Origin of the sequence: Pseudanabaena sp. FACHB-2040, assembly GCF_014696715.1 — a bacterium.
Classification (GTDB): Bacteria; Cyanobacteriota; Cyanobacteriia; order Phormidesmidales; family Phormidesmidaceae; genus JACVSF01.
In genome coordinates this window covers 17,948-30,804 of the sequence record NZ_JACJQO010000016.1, presented here as the reverse complement: position 1 = coordinate 30,804, position 12,857 = coordinate 17,948, and the positions used below count along the sequence as shown (strand labels likewise).

13 protein-coding genes are annotated in these 12,857 nt (G+C 54.8%); 6 read left to right on the top strand and 7 right to left on the bottom strand.

Translation table 11 applies throughout. The features are described from left to right. Window positions 1–17 precede the first annotated feature (17 nt). The 3 genes from H6G13_RS18370 to H6G13_RS18360 form a co-directional block, all read right to left on the bottom strand. Window positions 18–365 carry a cupin domain-containing protein gene (locus tag H6G13_RS18370; RefSeq protein WP_190485455.1) on the bottom strand — a complete coding sequence of 116 codons (348 nt, stop codon included), beginning with the start codon at window positions 363–365 and terminating at the stop codon, window positions 18–20. Window positions 366–448: 83 nt separating this feature from the next. Then, window positions 449–1,537 (bottom strand): chorismate synthase, encoded by a 1,089-nt coding sequence (gene aroC / locus H6G13_RS18365; protein WP_190485453.1) that lies wholly within the window; start codon window positions 1,535–1,537, stop codon window positions 449–451. A 32-nt stretch (window positions 1,538–1,569) separates the two neighbouring features. After that, a complete protein-coding gene (locus H6G13_RS18360) occupies window positions 1,570–2,553 on the bottom strand; it encodes a M23 family metallopeptidase (RefSeq protein WP_242028411.1) in 984 nt (327 codons plus the stop codon). A 276-nt stretch (window positions 2,554–2,829) separates the two neighbouring features. On the opposite strand from H6G13_RS18360, the gene H6G13_RS18355 reads away from it, so the two are divergent. The 5 genes from H6G13_RS18355 (at window position 2,830) to H6G13_RS18335 (ending at window position 9,844) form a co-directional block, all read left to right on the top strand. After that, entirely contained in the window at window positions 2,830–3,615 is a 786-nt protein-coding gene (locus H6G13_RS18355; RefSeq protein WP_190485547.1) for an MBL fold metallo-hydrolase, read from the top strand. A gap of 88 nt (window positions 3,616–3,703) precedes the next feature. Next, window positions 3,704–4,189: a glutathione peroxidase gene (locus H6G13_RS18350; RefSeq protein WP_190485451.1), complete on the top strand. Its 486-nt coding sequence runs from the start codon at window positions 3,704–3,706 to the stop codon at window positions 4,187–4,189. 178 nt (window positions 4,190–4,367) lie between these two features. Next, a complete protein-coding gene (locus H6G13_RS18345; protein WP_190485449.1) occupies window positions 4,368–4,538 on the top strand; it encodes a ssl1498 family light-harvesting-like protein in 171 nt (56 codons plus the stop codon). A gap of 126 nt (window positions 4,539–4,664) precedes the next feature. Next, window positions 4,665–6,785, top strand: coding sequence for a hypothetical protein (locus tag H6G13_RS18340; protein ID WP_190485446.1), 2,121 nt, complete (start codon window positions 4,665–4,667; stop codon window positions 6,783–6,785). A gap of 233 nt (window positions 6,786–7,018) precedes the next feature. Beyond that, window positions 7,019–9,844, top strand: a complete 2,826-nt coding sequence (locus H6G13_RS18335) for a WD40 repeat domain-containing protein (protein ID WP_190485443.1) — start codon at window positions 7,019–7,021, stop codon at window positions 9,842–9,844. 142 nt (window positions 9,845–9,986) lie between these two features. Here the strand turns inward: H6G13_RS18335 and H6G13_RS18330 are convergent, their stop codons facing one another. Beyond that, complete coding sequence (locus H6G13_RS18330; protein ID WP_190485441.1) at window positions 9,987–10,337, bottom strand: HepT-like ribonuclease domain-containing protein; 351 nt, start codon at window positions 10,335–10,337, stop codon at window positions 9,987–9,989. Beyond that, window positions 10,334–10,624: a nucleotidyltransferase family protein gene (locus H6G13_RS18325; RefSeq protein ID WP_190485440.1), complete on the bottom strand. Its 291-nt coding sequence runs from the start codon at window positions 10,622–10,624 to the stop codon at window positions 10,334–10,336. Before H6G13_RS18325 ends, H6G13_RS18330 begins: the two co-directional genes overlap by 4 nt. A gap of 514 nt (window positions 10,625–11,138) precedes the next feature. On the opposite strand from H6G13_RS18325, the gene H6G13_RS18320 reads away from it, so the two are divergent. Beyond that, on the top strand, window positions 11,139–11,444 hold the full coding sequence (locus tag H6G13_RS18320) for a hypothetical protein (protein WP_190485438.1): 306 nt from the start codon (window positions 11,139–11,141) through the stop codon (window positions 11,442–11,444). Window positions 11,445–11,739: 295 nt separating this feature from the next. Here the strand turns inward: H6G13_RS18320 and rpsU are convergent, their stop codons facing one another. Then, the gene (gene rpsU, locus H6G13_RS18315; protein WP_190485436.1) at window positions 11,740–11,916 is read right to left on the bottom strand and encodes a 30S ribosomal protein S21; all 177 of its coding nucleotides are present in this window, start codon (window positions 11,914–11,916) and stop codon (window positions 11,740–11,742) included. A 170-nt stretch (window positions 11,917–12,086) separates the two neighbouring features. Further along, window positions 12,087–12,797, bottom strand: a complete 711-nt coding sequence (locus H6G13_RS18310; protein WP_190485434.1) for a uracil-DNA glycosylase — start codon at window positions 12,795–12,797, stop codon at window positions 12,087–12,089. Between the last annotated feature and the right edge of the window lie 60 nt (window positions 12,798–12,857).

The window sequence follows — 12,857 nt, the reverse complement described above, 5'->3', positions numbered from 1 at the left end:
CTATGAGCAAAGCAATATCAGTGAGCCGCCTGAGCCCGCAGGCCGAAATAGGTGAGCACCAGTTCAACCTCGCCATCATTGACGACTTCATGGGTTTCGTTGGGTTCGACGGCCACGCAGGTGCCGGGGGTGAGCGGGTAGGCTTTGCCCTCAATGGTGATGGTGCCCTGACCTGCCTCGACAAAAAAGACTTCGGCCATGTCGGTATGGGCGTGGCCGTTGGCAATCTGACCGGGCGCAAAGCGGGCCTGGGAGAAGTTGGTCAAGTGGGGCAGGTCGCCCAGCCGCAGCATCACGCGCTTTTTGATCGCTGGGTTGTGAGAAACGGCTTCTTCTGGCACGGTGTCGAGGGAGGTGAGCTTCATAGGCTAGAGAGCGAGACGGCTTTCAGTAGGCTCTCACAGTTGCGGCTGACTTTGAGCGATCGCAACTTTGCCCCAAGGAATCTTTAAAGCAGCTCACACTGACCGTGGTGCCGCAGCAGGTGATCGCACAGCACGAGCGCTACCATTGCCTCTACCATCGGCACCGCCCGAGGCAGCACACAGGGATCGTGGCGGCCCTTGGCCGACAACACGGTTTCTTCCCCTGTGTTGGTCACGGTGTTTTGAGCTTTGCGAATGGTGGCTGTGGGTTTAAAGGCCACGCGAATGATGATGTTCTCACCGTTGGAGATGCCGCCCTGGGTGCCGCCAGAGCGGTTGGTGCGGGTTCGAACCTGGCCTGCTGCGTCGGTGTAAAACTCGTCGTTGTGCTCACTGCCAGAGAGCAAAGTCCCGGCAAAGCCGGAGCCCAGCTCAAAGCCTTTGCTGGCCGGTAGCGACATCATGCCCTTGGCCAGGTCGGCCTCTAGCTTGTCAAAGACCGGATCGCCCAGCCCTCGGGGAACGTTGCGAGCAACGCATTCGACCACGCCGCCAATGGAGTCGCCTTGGTCGCGGATTTGCTCAATGCGGTCGATCATGCGCTCGGCGGCTTCGGCATCGGGGCAGCGCACGATGTTGCTTTCGACTTGGGCTAGGGTGACGGTTTCGGGGTCAACAGTGCCTTCGAGATCTTGAATGCGCTTGACGTAGCCGATGATTTCTAAGCCAGAGTACTGATGGAGAATTTTTTTTGCGATCGCACCTGCCGCCACCCGACCAATCGTTTCCCGCGCTGAAGATCGCCCGCCGCCTTGGTAGTTGCGAATGCCGTACTTAGCGTCATAGGTGGCATCAGCATGAGATGGGCGGTAGGTGGTGGCCATCTCACTGTAGTCCTGGGGCCGAGTGTCTTGATTACGCACCAAGATTGAGATGGGCGTACCCAGCGTCTTACCCTCAAAAACGCCCGAGAGAATTTCGCAGCGGTCTGACTCTTTGCGCGGAGTTGTGATCTTGCTTTGGCCTGGGCGACGGCGATCTAGCTCGGCCTGAATCTCCTCAACCGAGATTTCTACCTGGGGAGGGCAGCCATCAATGACGACCCCTACCCCGCCCCCGTGGGACTCACCAAAGGTAGTGATGCGGAACAGATGGCCAAAGGAGTTTCCCATGATGCGGATCGCTACAGTGTAATCTTTCGATCCTACAACTGCGAATCCTCAATCTTCAAGTAATAGCGAGGGTTGACTGGCTGACCGTTGTGATAAACGCCGTAGTGCAAATGGGGGCCTGAGGAACGACCTGTGTTGCCCAGAAAGCCAATCAGGTCACCTCGTCTGACCTTGTCTCCAGCTTCCACATTAAAGTCTGACAGGTGGGCATAGATCGTTTCATAGCCGTAGTCGTGGTCAATCACGATGTGCTTGCCGTAGCCGTTGCCTGCACTCGCTACGCTGACTCGCCCCTCAGCAGTGGCATAGATCGGTCTGCCAATTGGCCCTCTAAAGTCAAGCCCTTGATGCACTTCATAGCGGCTACCGCCAAAGGGGTTGCGGCGCAGACCAAATTCCGAAGTTATCTCAGCTTTGCCTTGGAGGGGCCAACCACTGGGAAAAGCCGCCTCCCGGTCAGCTTCCTTAGCCAAAGTTTCTTCTAGGGCAGGCTTGATATCAGCTTCTAGGGTCAGGGCCAGAGTGGGCATTTTTTGCTGGGCGACTCCGAAGAGAGAAGCCGCTTTGGCGGGCAGCGCCGGTCCCCCCCGTGATGCGTTGGGAGTGCTGATTTCGTCGAGTTCTGGTTCTTGCTCGACTACGCCATCTAGGTTGGTGCGACGGATGCGATCTTGGGGGTCTTCCCTCACTTCTGATCTGGGCCTGCTCGACTCGTTTCTTGACTCGGTTTCGGAGAGCCCGGCCCTTTCCTTGAGGGTTTCAATCTCGCTGTCGAGGGTATTGAGCTCAGTTAGCACGGCGTTAGCAGTGTCGGTCAATTCCTGATTTTCCTGAGCCAGGCGAGTGCTGTGGTGGGTCAGATAGCTAATCACGCCAGCAGGAATGCCGGCCACAATCAGGGCTGCAGCGAGCACGGGAACGGGTTTGATAGCCAGGGTGATCGGGGCTTTGCCCGTGCCTGCAATCAGCACCGTGTAACTTTTGGGAAGGCGAGTCAGCAGAGAGAGAATTGTCATTCAACCGCAAAGTAGCTCTATGTTCTCTTAAGGCTTTAGGCCTCAAGAATTATACGGGGATCACGGAATATAGGCAATTTTGTAAAAATTACTGCAGTTTTGGGCCTCGTTTGATCGAGGAAAATCGCCCGTTTTTCTAGAGGTCGTCGACTTTGACAAAGCCCGAAGCAGCGCTTAATAGATCTACATCAAAAACTACAATGGGGAAACACACCTGGTTAGTCACTCCCCTTAGCCAGTCCCTTTAGTCAATCACCACTGAGGCATGGGCAAATGATGTTTGCGACCTGGTTAGATACCAATTCCTGGCTGCTGGAGATGGCAGGACAGCGTTTGCTAGTTGATCCGTGGCTGGTTGGCCCCTTGGTTTTTGGCAATCAGGAATGGCTGTTTAAGGGCGAGCGGCCACGCCCCTTGCCTGACATCGGCCCGGTTGATCTGATTTTGCTCAGCCAGGGACTAGAGGATCATGCTCATCCGCCAACACTAAAGAGTCTAGACAAGTCCATTCCTGTCGTGGGCTCAGCCAGTGCGGCCAAGGTTGCTCGGGCGCTGGGCTACACCGAGGTCACAGCGCTAGCCCCTGGGGAAACTTTTGTTCTGAAAGATTTGGTGGAGATCAAAGCAGTTCCTGGCTCTCCGATGGGGCCAACGGTGCTGGAAAATGGCTATGTGCTGCGCGATCGCATCTCCGGCCATTCCCTTTTCTACGAACCCCACGGCTACAACCAGCCCGCTCTGCAGGCAGAAGCCCCCGTAGACGTGGTGATTACGCCTGTGTTGGACCTAGCTCTGCCGCTGATTGGGCCGGTGATTCGCGGCCAAAAATCGGCGCTGGATCTGGCAGAGTGGCTACAGCCACAGATTATTTTGCCGACTGCCGATGCGGGGGAGGTGCAGTATCAGGGCCTGCTGCTGTCTTTGCTGAAAGTCATTGGCAGCGCCACCGCAATGCAGGCAGAGCTAGACCAGCGGGGTCTTAAGACCCAGGTTTTACAGCTGCTGGTAGGGAGCCGCACTGAATTGCCGCTGACATCTCGCCCGGCCCCTGTTACCCGATAATTCTTTAAGGTGCGATAGTCAAAGACTGGCCCTGTTGGGTCATCGCATTCCTGGCCCAAAGCTTGCTGTTGAATAGGTAAGAAATTTTATGACCACCTCTGTTGTTGACATTGCTGTCACGACCGCTTGGGGCGAAGAAAAGCCTCTGAAAGACTATCTGGGCAACGTTCTGCTGATTGTAAACGTGGCTTCTTACTGTGGCTATACCCCTCAGTACAAGGGGCTAGAGGCTCTAAACGAGAAGTACCGCGATGCCGGACTGCGAATTTTGGCCTTTCCCTGCAACGATTTCGGGGCGCAAGAACCCGACAACCTGGAAAAAATCGAAGAATTTTGCTCGACCAACTATGGGGTCACCTTTGATCTGCTGGACAAAGTGCACGCCAAAGGGCCAGAGCAGCACCCTCTCTACGCCAGACTGACCCAGGGCGTTGATCCCCAAGGTGAGGTGGCCTGGAACTTTGAGAAATTTTTGATTGATCGCTCCGGCAATGCCATCGCCCGCTTTAAAAGTGCGGTTTCCCCCGATAGCCCTGAACTGGTCAACGCGATTGAAGCTGCGCTAAAAGGCTGATTTTTTAGGTTTTACTGAGGCTGTTTTTCTGCCTCAGTACTCGGCCTGCTGGCTTAGACAGGCGCTATTTGGGCGATCCTCAAAGGTGAACCAAATCTAAAGGTTATTTATGGGGCTTTGAGGTCTGCTACAAATCTTTGCTAATCTAAACCAATTGACATTATAAGGAGCGAGAGCTATGCCTTATACCACTGAAGAGGGCGGACGCCTTAACAACTTCGCGGTTGAACCCAAGATGTACGAGGCTGCACCGCCTTCGGAAACTCAAAAGCGCAACTACATGATTTTGGGCGTAACTGCGCTCGTGTTGGTCGGTGGTCTAATGGCTGTGGCTTTCGCCGTTTCCTAAATCAACCTTTCGATCTTCAGATAAAATCCGGCTTTTGGGCAGAGAGCGCAGCGGTAGTTGCGCTCTTTCTGCTTTCAACCTGTGCTTTTTACTCAAATCCCCTTGAGACTTTCCTGAGACTTCCCCATGACTGCCCTCTGGCTCACCGGACAGACCCGCAGTGGCAAAACAGCCTGGCTCATCGACCAGCTTGATTCTTTCGCTGCCCCTCAGGCCGATGCCCTTGGCCAAGGGGCTTCTCTGCTGGTTTTTGCAGCCAACGGCGACAACCGCATCCGTTTAGCTGAGCGCATTGCCACTGTTACCCAGGCCCGCCATCCGGTGGTGACGACCACCCCAGCCGGATTTGTGCAGGATGAGATTACCCTGTTTTGGCCTTTGCTGGTGCAAAGCCTAGGGCTAAGTGCCCAGTTTCCGCTAAAGCTGCGGCCTGAAAACGAGCAGGAACTGGCCGCTCGCCTGTGGCAGCCTCAGCTGGCAGAGGGCGTTCTTCAAGTACAGGGCTGGCAGCCCGCTCAGACTGTGCGGCGATCTTTAGACTTTTTGCAGCTGGCCGCCTCCGACGGCATTCCGGCTGAGGACTTGCTGGCGCTGCTGAAGCAGGGCATTCCCCCCGGTTTTGCCCCGGTGGAGGTGTGGGAAGCCATCGGGCAGGCCATTCTAGACTGGCGGGACTGGTGCCTGACGCGAGGGGTGGTCACCTACGGCATCATGACTGAGCTGTATTGGCGGCATTTGCTGCCTCACCCGCTGTATCAGGAAAAGCTGCTGCAGCGCTATTGCGCCCTGCTGGGAGACGATGTCGATGAATACCCCGGTGTTTCTCGGCTGTGGTTTGAACTGTTTTTAGACCAAGATCGACCCTGCGCCTTTACCTGGAATGACTACGGCAGAGTGCGCCTGGGTGTAGGGGCCGATCCCGACGCGCTGCGGGCGCTGCAGGACCGCTGTGAACTCGTGACTCAGGCCCTACCTGCGCCGGATTCTCTGGCTTATACTTGGGCCGACTCAATTCTGACAAGTGTGCAAGATCCGCTGGCGGTTCCTGAGGTGCCGGAGGAGATACAGGCGCTGCAGGCGACCTCGCGAGGCGAAATTCTGCGGCTGACGGCAGAACGGGTGGCGGAGGCGATTGAGCAGGGGCAGGTCAAGCCTGCTGAGGTGGCGATTATTGCACCGGGTTTGGATGCGATCGCACGTTACACCCTAGCCGAAATTCTGACTACCCGAGGCATTCCGGTTGAGTCTTTGAACGACCAGCGGCCCCTGATTAGCTCTCCTTTGATCCGGGCGCTGCTGACGCTGCTAACGCTGGTGTATCCGGGATTGGGCCGACTGGTGGATAGAGATGCGATCGCAGAAATGCTGGTGGTGCTCAGCCAAAATCCCCAGCCCCCCGAAGAGTTGCCCTGGTATGACCGGGTGCAGATTGACCCCGTGCGGGCCGAACTGATTGCCGACCACTGCTACCGGCCCGACGTCGAAAACCCCGAACTCCTCCCGGTTGAGCGATTTCCCCGCTGGGATCGGCTAGGGCACCGCGCCACCAGCGCCTACGAAACCCTGCTGCAGTGGATCACCCGCCAGCAAGAGCAGCGCCAGCAGCGGCTCATTCCTGGCGTCGTGGGGCTGCTAGATCGAGCCATCCAGCAGTTTCTCGGCGGCGGCAGCAATCTGCCCTACGATCAGCTCGCCGCTCTGCGAGAATTTATGGAAACGGCCCAGCACTACTGGGAAGTCGAAGACCGTTTGCAGCGGGTGCAGCGCGCCTCGGGCCAGCCCCAGCTCGATTTGCCCAGCGCTATCAGCCGTTTCATTCAACTCCTGCACCAAGGCACTGTCGCTGCCAATCCCTTTCCGGTCAAACCCTTTGATCCTGATCGGCAGGGCGTCACTATCTCTACAGTCTTCCAATACCGGCTACAGCGCCTCTGCCACCGCTGGCACTTCTGGCTTGATGCGGGTTCGCCTCGCTGGCTTACCGGCACCGACGAGCTGTTTGGCTTCCCCCTATTTCTCAGCAGTTGGTCTGGGCGTCCCTGGACTTCTATCGATATAGAGCGCTGGCATGGCGAGCGGCTAGAGCGCATTTTGCGCGATCTGCTGGGGCGAGTGACGGAGCGAGTCTATCTCTGCCACAGCGATCTGGCAGTCAGCGGTCAGGAGCAGACTGGCCCTCTGCTCACTTTGGTAAATACGGCTCAAAACGTGACGCCGACCCCTGAGGAGATAGCGGCTGAGGTCTAATGGTTTGAGGGTTAAGCTTTTTGGCTGATGGGCACGCTTTGCTTTGCCCATCCTACCCCGCTACTGGCCTTAGGCATCACTCCGGTAGCTTAATAAGTTGGTTGATTTCTCGATTCAAAGAAAGTAGCCTGCCATAATAGCCAGAAAAGTATCAACGGTGTCCCATGCTTCCTGGCTCTCTTCACCCATCTGGCACCCGTGTATTTATTAGCTATTGCAGTCTAGACCCAGATATGTCTGTGGCACCAGCGGTAGAAACGGTTGAAAAGCCGCCCCTGCCTGTAGCCGAACCAGAACTTTCCGGTGGCCAAGTTGATCGGGCTTCACTCTTCTACGTTGAGCGGCCTAATAGTGACTTTCGCTGTTTCGAGGCGATTGGCTTGGCGATGCAGCAGGAAGCAAACCAGACTTTAGCAGCGGCAAATACAAAGGCGGCGAAGCGGTTGACGCTAAGTGCGGCTAGAGCTGCGTTGGCAATTGGTTTGGCTTTGATTACCGGGGGATGGGGGATATCCACAGCGAATCAGGCAGTCGCAGCACAAGCCACTGGCTTCACGCCGGATGGACAGGGAGTAGTGACTGACTCTGATAGCGACGGGAGAAATCGGCTGTGGAGTTCCCAAAGAGAGGAGCGAGCTAGCTTTAAGGGCGAGTCTCTAGACTTCACGCCGGATGGGCAGGGATTGGTGACTAGCTCTAATTACAAAAGTTGGCTGTGGAATTTGCAGGGAGAGGAGCTAGCCAGTTTTGAAGGCGGTTTCCGAGGCTTCACACCGGATGGGCAGGGGTTGGTGACGCTCTCTTATGGCGACGAATATATTGTCGGCGACGATAAAAGTCTGCTGTGGAGTTGGCGGGGAGAGCAGCTAGCTAGCTTTGAGGGGAGTTTCATAGTCTTCACGCCCGATGAACAGGGGTTGGTGACTAGGTCTTATGACGACGAGAAAATTTGGCTGTGGAGTTTGCAGGGAGAGGAGCTAGCCAGTTTTGAAGGTGTTTTCCAAGGCTTCACGCCGGATGAGCAAGGGGTGTTGACTATCTCTTATGGCGACGATGACGTTCTTGGCGACGGAAAAATTTGGCTGTGGAGTTTGCAGGGAGAGGAGCTAGCCAGCATTGAGGGCGAGATCCTAGGCCTCACACCAGATGAACAGGGGTTGGTGATTTACTCTGATAGCGACGGGAAAAGTCGGCTGTCGAGTTGGCGGGGAGAGGAGCAAGCGAGCTTTGAGGGCTATTTTCTAGGCTTCACGCCGGATGGGCAGGGGTTGGTGACTTACTCCTTTAGCGACAGAAAAAGCCGGCTGTGGAGTTTGCAGGGAGAAGAGCTAGCCAGCATCGAGGGCGGTTTCCGAGGCTTCACACCAGATGGGCAGAGGTTGGCGACTTACTCTTCTAGCGACGGGAAAAGTCGGCTGTGGAGTTTGCAGGGAGAGGAGCTAGCCAGCTTTGATGGCGTTTTCCAAGGCTTCATGCCGGATGAGCAGGGGTTGGTGACTATCTCTGATGGCGACGATGACGTCTTTGGCAACGAGAAAATTCGGCTGTGGAGTTTGCGGGGAGAGGAGCAAGCCAGTATTGAGGGCCATTTCCAAGGCTTCACGTCGGATGGGCAGGGGTTCGCGACTTACTCTGATAGTGATTGGAAAAGTCGACTATGGAATTGGCAGGGAGAGGATCGAGGCAGCTTTGAGGGCATTTTCCGAGGCTTCACGCCGGATGGACAGGGGTTGGTGACTTACTCTGAGATCGACGGGAGGATTCGGCTGTGGAGTCTGCAGGGAGAGGATCAAACCAGCTTTGGGAGTTCACTCCAAGGCTTCATGCCGGATGAGCAGGAGTTGGTGACTAGCCCTGACAGCGATGGGAGAAATCGACTGTGGAGTTTGCAGAGAGAGGATCGAACCAGCTTTGAGGGCGAGTTCCTAGGTTTTACGCCGGATAAGCAGGGCCTGGTGACTGGTACTCCTAGCGATAGGAAAAGTCGGCTATGGAGTTTGCAGGGAGAGGAGCTAGCCAGCTTTGATGGCTATTTCCTAGGCTTCACGCCGGATGAGCAGGGGTTGGTGACTAGCTCTTCTAGGGCCAGGAAAACTTGGCTGTGGAGTTTGCAGGGAGAGGAGCGAGTCAGCTTTGAGGGCGTTTTTCTAAGCTTCACGCCGGATGAGCAGGGGCTAGTGACTAGCTCTTCTAGCGACGAGAAAATTTGGCTGTGGAGTTTGCAAGGAGAGGAGCGAGTCAGCTTTGAGGGCGATTTCCGAGGCTTTATGCCGGATGGGCAGGGGTTGGTGACTTACTCTTATAGCGACAGGAAAGCTCGGCTATGGAGTTGGCAGGGAGAGGAGCTAGCCAGCCTTGAGGGCGATTTCATACGCCTCACGCCGGACAAGCAGGGGTTGGTGACTTACTCTGATAGTGATAGGAAAAGTCGGCTATGGAGTTGGCAGGGAGAGGAGCTAGCCAGCTTTGAGGGCTATTTACTAAGCTTCACGCCGGATGAGCAGGGGGTAGTGACTTACTTTTCTCCGGTAGTGACTAGCTCTGATAGCGCCGGGACAAGTCGGCTGTGGAGTTTGCAGGGAGAGGAGCTAGCCAGCTTTGAGGGCGGTTTCCACAGCTTCACACCGGATGGGCAGGGGTTGGTGACTACCCCTTTTAACGTCGGGAAAAGCCGGCTGTGGAGTTTGCAGGGAGAGGAGCTAGCCAGCTTTGACGGCAGTTTCCAAAGCTTCATGCCGGATGAGCAGGGGTTGGTGACGCACTCTTATAGCGACGGGAGAAATCAGCTGTGGAGTTTGCAGGGAGAGGAGCTAGCCAGCTTTAAGGGCGATTTCCGAGGCTTCACGCCGGATGGGCAAGGATTAGTGACTAGCTCTTCTAGCGGCAGGAGAACTTGGCTGTGGAGTTTGCAGGGAGAGGAGCAAGCGAGCTTTGAGGGCGAGTTCCAAATCTTCACGCCGGATGAGCAAGGATTGGTGACTTACTCTGAGATCGACGAGAAAACTTGGTTGTGGAGCTTGCAGGGAGAGGAGCGAACTAGCGCTGGGGGCGAGTTCTGAGGCTTTAACGCTGATGGAAATATCTTGCTGACAGATTCAGCTAGTAGGTTGCGTTTCGCGGAGCCTCAACCTAACAACCCTTTGCAGTGTTGAGTTTTCACTTCGTTCAACTCAACCTAGATGACGTTGACTCAGCTTCTAGCTAGCTGGATGAGGGATTGGGATTCTCAAGATCCTGGAGAATACGCTCAGCGGTAGCTTGAAGATTGGGCAAATCATCGGTCACGATGTCAGTGACGATATCTAGGTCTATAGCGAAGTACTCATGCACAACTTTGTTGCGGAGGCCAACAACTTGTGCCCAGGGGACTTCTGAGTAGCGTTGGGTGATCTCTGAAGATAGAGCGCGAGTAGCTTCTCCAATAATTTGAAGGTGGTATAGCACCCAAACTTGCAATAATTCATCCTTAGCGATTTGATCAAGCTGCACTCGATTTTGAATACGAGCGATCGCATCTAAGATATCCTGCAAACGTTCTGCATCGCGTCTCACAAGGGGATGGCCTCCTGTAAGACGCGATCGCGAATGCGCGATTTCAGCCCCTTTTCAGTGACGACATCAACTGGGCATTCCAATAGAGCTTCTAGGTCTTCGATGAGCCCCATTGGAAACCAAGGTGTGCGGCGAGTGCGATCGTAGTCTACAAGTAAGTCAACATCGCTCTGTAAACCAGCCTCTCCTCTGGCAACAGAACCAAAGATGCGAATGTTAAAAGCTCCGTGACGCTCGGCTGTCTGCAAAACCTCCTCGCGGTGAGCCAACAACTCCTGAAGTGTCATAACGGTACTGAGTTGCTCGATCTTTCTTTAAACACCCGATGCGATAATACCTTAGCCTCTTTAAGGCTGCCTACATCGCAAGCAGAACACTAACTAAAATATGTCTGCAATTTAGAAAAGTCTGTCCAGCAGTAAGTTGGGATAAGGCTCGGTGAAACCCAACAGTTTTAGAAGTTTGTTGGATCTTGCAAGCTCGACACTAACCTACAAGAAGGGGCTAGACATACCAGAAGGTTAAAACTTCTGTTTTCTGTGTAAGGGGTGTCTTGTGTTTGAGGAACGGATGGACTAATATCAGTCCTCATAGCTGCTATGGAGCAGCTTGCTTTTCCCCGAAAACTGGAACTGACGCCACCGGTAAGTGGTACCAACACAAACCGGCAGCTGACCCAAACGACAGAATATGGCTGTCGCATGGGCTGTGCTAATTTTAGCCGCCCTGCTACTCGCTAACGTCCTTGGGAAACCAGGATTCGGGGATTCCTACCCATTAATTTCAAGGAATCCCCTGATCATGCTGCAAATTCAATATTTCTTGTCGCCTCCCTACGGCTCTAGCTTGGGGGAGGCGGCCCAGCCCGCTGCACCTCAAATTCCTCTGGTGCAGTCTCGGCGGCAGCGTTTGCGCCTGTATCTAGTCGGCTCGGAGGCTGATACGCGAGGTGCGATCGCTAGCCTTCACCATCTCGGTTATGCCGAACAGTTCGAGTGGAGCCACGTCATTAACATTCCCGAAGGCGGTCTGTTAGTGCGGCCCGATCCTGGCGATGTGTTGCGATATCTCCAGCGCCACCCTTCTGTTAGGCCGTTGGGTGAGTAGATGAGTGGAGGAGTGGGAGAGTGGAGGGGTGAATGAGGTTAACCTAGCTACTCCCTACTCTCTACCCCTTCGCCTACCTTAGAAGCTTTAAAAGACAAAGCCCTCTGAACTTCAGGGGGCTTTGACAGGAACCAGATTATTAGTTTTGGGGGGTTTCTTTAAGGGACTTCGGGGTTTGCCTTTCGGCTTACTATCTTTGCGGCACTACGGCTAATGGCTTCATCTAACGACTCCATCAACGGTTTTGCGACAGCATCACGTTACCCGGCTATTCCCTGGGGAAACTGATAAGGGCTTAACGAAAGCGCTTCTTACGACGAGCAACGGCTTTACGCTTTTCCTTTTCCTGGGGCGTTTCGAAGTGGCGGCGGCGCTTTACTTCAGAAAAAACGCCTGCTTTCGAAACCTGGCGCTTAAAGCGCCGCAGAGCGGATTCAATTCCTTCGTTTTCACCTACAACAACCTGAGTCATATGGAACCGTGTTTTCCTCCTAAAGAACAGTTAGTCAAGATGTCAGCTACAAATGTCAGATGGTTGCGCTAGAGGTGTGCAGGGAGAGTGAGCCACCTCCTCTGCTGAACCTTATTCAAGACAACAGAAACAGGGCACAAGTGCCCAAGACATTCCTTCAGCGTAGCATATTATGCTGAGGCGTCGGCAGCGGTCAATTCATCTAGTTTGGCGCGCACTGTTTGAATGTCTTGCCACATCAGCCACTTGGGAGAGCCCTTTTCCTTTGAGGGGTTTCGCAGCAGGTAGGCGGGGTGGAAAATGGGCATGCACAGGCGACCTTCCCACTCGATCCACTGGCCCCGAATTTTGGTGATGCCCTGCTTGTTGCCGGTGATGCCCTTTACAGCAGTTGCCCCTGTCAGCAGAATAATCTTAGGATCGACCATGCGGATCTGCTCCATCAGGTAGCCTTTGCAGGCTGCCATTTCGTCAGGGGTGGGTACTCGGTTTTCGGGCGGGCGACACTTGACGATGTTGCTGATGTAAACGTCTTGAGCGCTGTCTAGCCGCACGGCTTCGAGAATTTTCTCTAAAAGCTGGCCGGATTTGCCGACAAAGGGCAGCCCTTGCTCATCCTCTTGCTGGCCTGGCCCCTCTCCGACAATCATGATGGCGGCCTTGGGGTTGCCTCGGCTGACGACGGCATGGGTGCGGGTTTGGCCTAGATCGCAGCGGTAACAGCGGTTGCAGTGCTCGCCTATGGCGTCTAGGTTATCGTAGGTGCCCGGCAGAATGGGAATGGTAACTTTATCTGGAATTTGGTCGTAGTCAACCGGATTTGTGGCGGCAGTGGGGGCCGGTAAGCCGGAATCGAATAAACTGAACTGCTCTTCAGCCATTTCACTCGGGGCAGGATGCTTGCATGGGTGATCATTGTAAAAGGAATCGCTGGTGATTCG

Excerpts from the sequence above, each read along its gene's own strand:
- H6G13_RS18345 (WP_190485449.1), top strand. The coding sequence starts at position 4,368 with ATGCCTTATACCACTGAAGAGGGCGGACGCCTTAACAACTTCGCGGTT.
- H6G13_RS18360 (WP_242028411.1), bottom strand. The coding sequence starts at position 2,553 with ATGACAATTCTCTCTCTGCTGACTCGCCTTCCCAAAAGTTACACGGTG.
- H6G13_RS18370 (WP_190485455.1), bottom strand. The coding sequence starts at position 365 with ATGAAGCTCACCTCCCTCGACACCGTGCCAGAAGAAGCCGTTTCTCAC.
- H6G13_RS18325 (WP_190485440.1), bottom strand. The coding sequence starts at position 10,624 with ATGACACTTCAGGAGTTGTTGGCTCACCGCGAGGAGGTTTTGCAGACA.
- H6G13_RS18335 (WP_190485443.1), top strand. The coding sequence starts at position 7,019 with ATGTCTGTGGCACCAGCGGTAGAAACGGTTGAAAAGCCGCCCCTGCCT.
- aroC (WP_190485453.1), bottom strand. The coding sequence starts at position 1,537 with ATGGGAAACTCCTTTGGCCATCTGTTCCGCATCACTACCTTTGGTGAG.
- H6G13_RS18310 (WP_190485434.1), bottom strand. The coding sequence starts at position 12,797 with ATGGCTGAAGAGCAGTTCAGTTTATTCGATTCCGGCTTACCGGCCCCC.
- rpsU (WP_190485436.1), bottom strand. The coding sequence starts at position 11,916 with ATGACTCAGGTTGTTGTAGGTGAAAACGAAGGAATTGAATCCGCTCTG.
- H6G13_RS18350 (WP_190485451.1), top strand. The coding sequence starts at position 3,704 with ATGACCACCTCTGTTGTTGACATTGCTGTCACGACCGCTTGGGGCGAA.
- H6G13_RS18340 (WP_190485446.1), top strand. The coding sequence starts at position 4,665 with ATGACTGCCCTCTGGCTCACCGGACAGACCCGCAGTGGCAAAACAGCC.
- H6G13_RS18320 (WP_190485438.1), top strand. The coding sequence starts at position 11,139 with ATGCTGCAAATTCAATATTTCTTGTCGCCTCCCTACGGCTCTAGCTTG.
- H6G13_RS18355 (WP_190485547.1), top strand. The coding sequence starts at position 2,830 with ATGTTTGCGACCTGGTTAGATACCAATTCCTGGCTGCTGGAGATGGCA.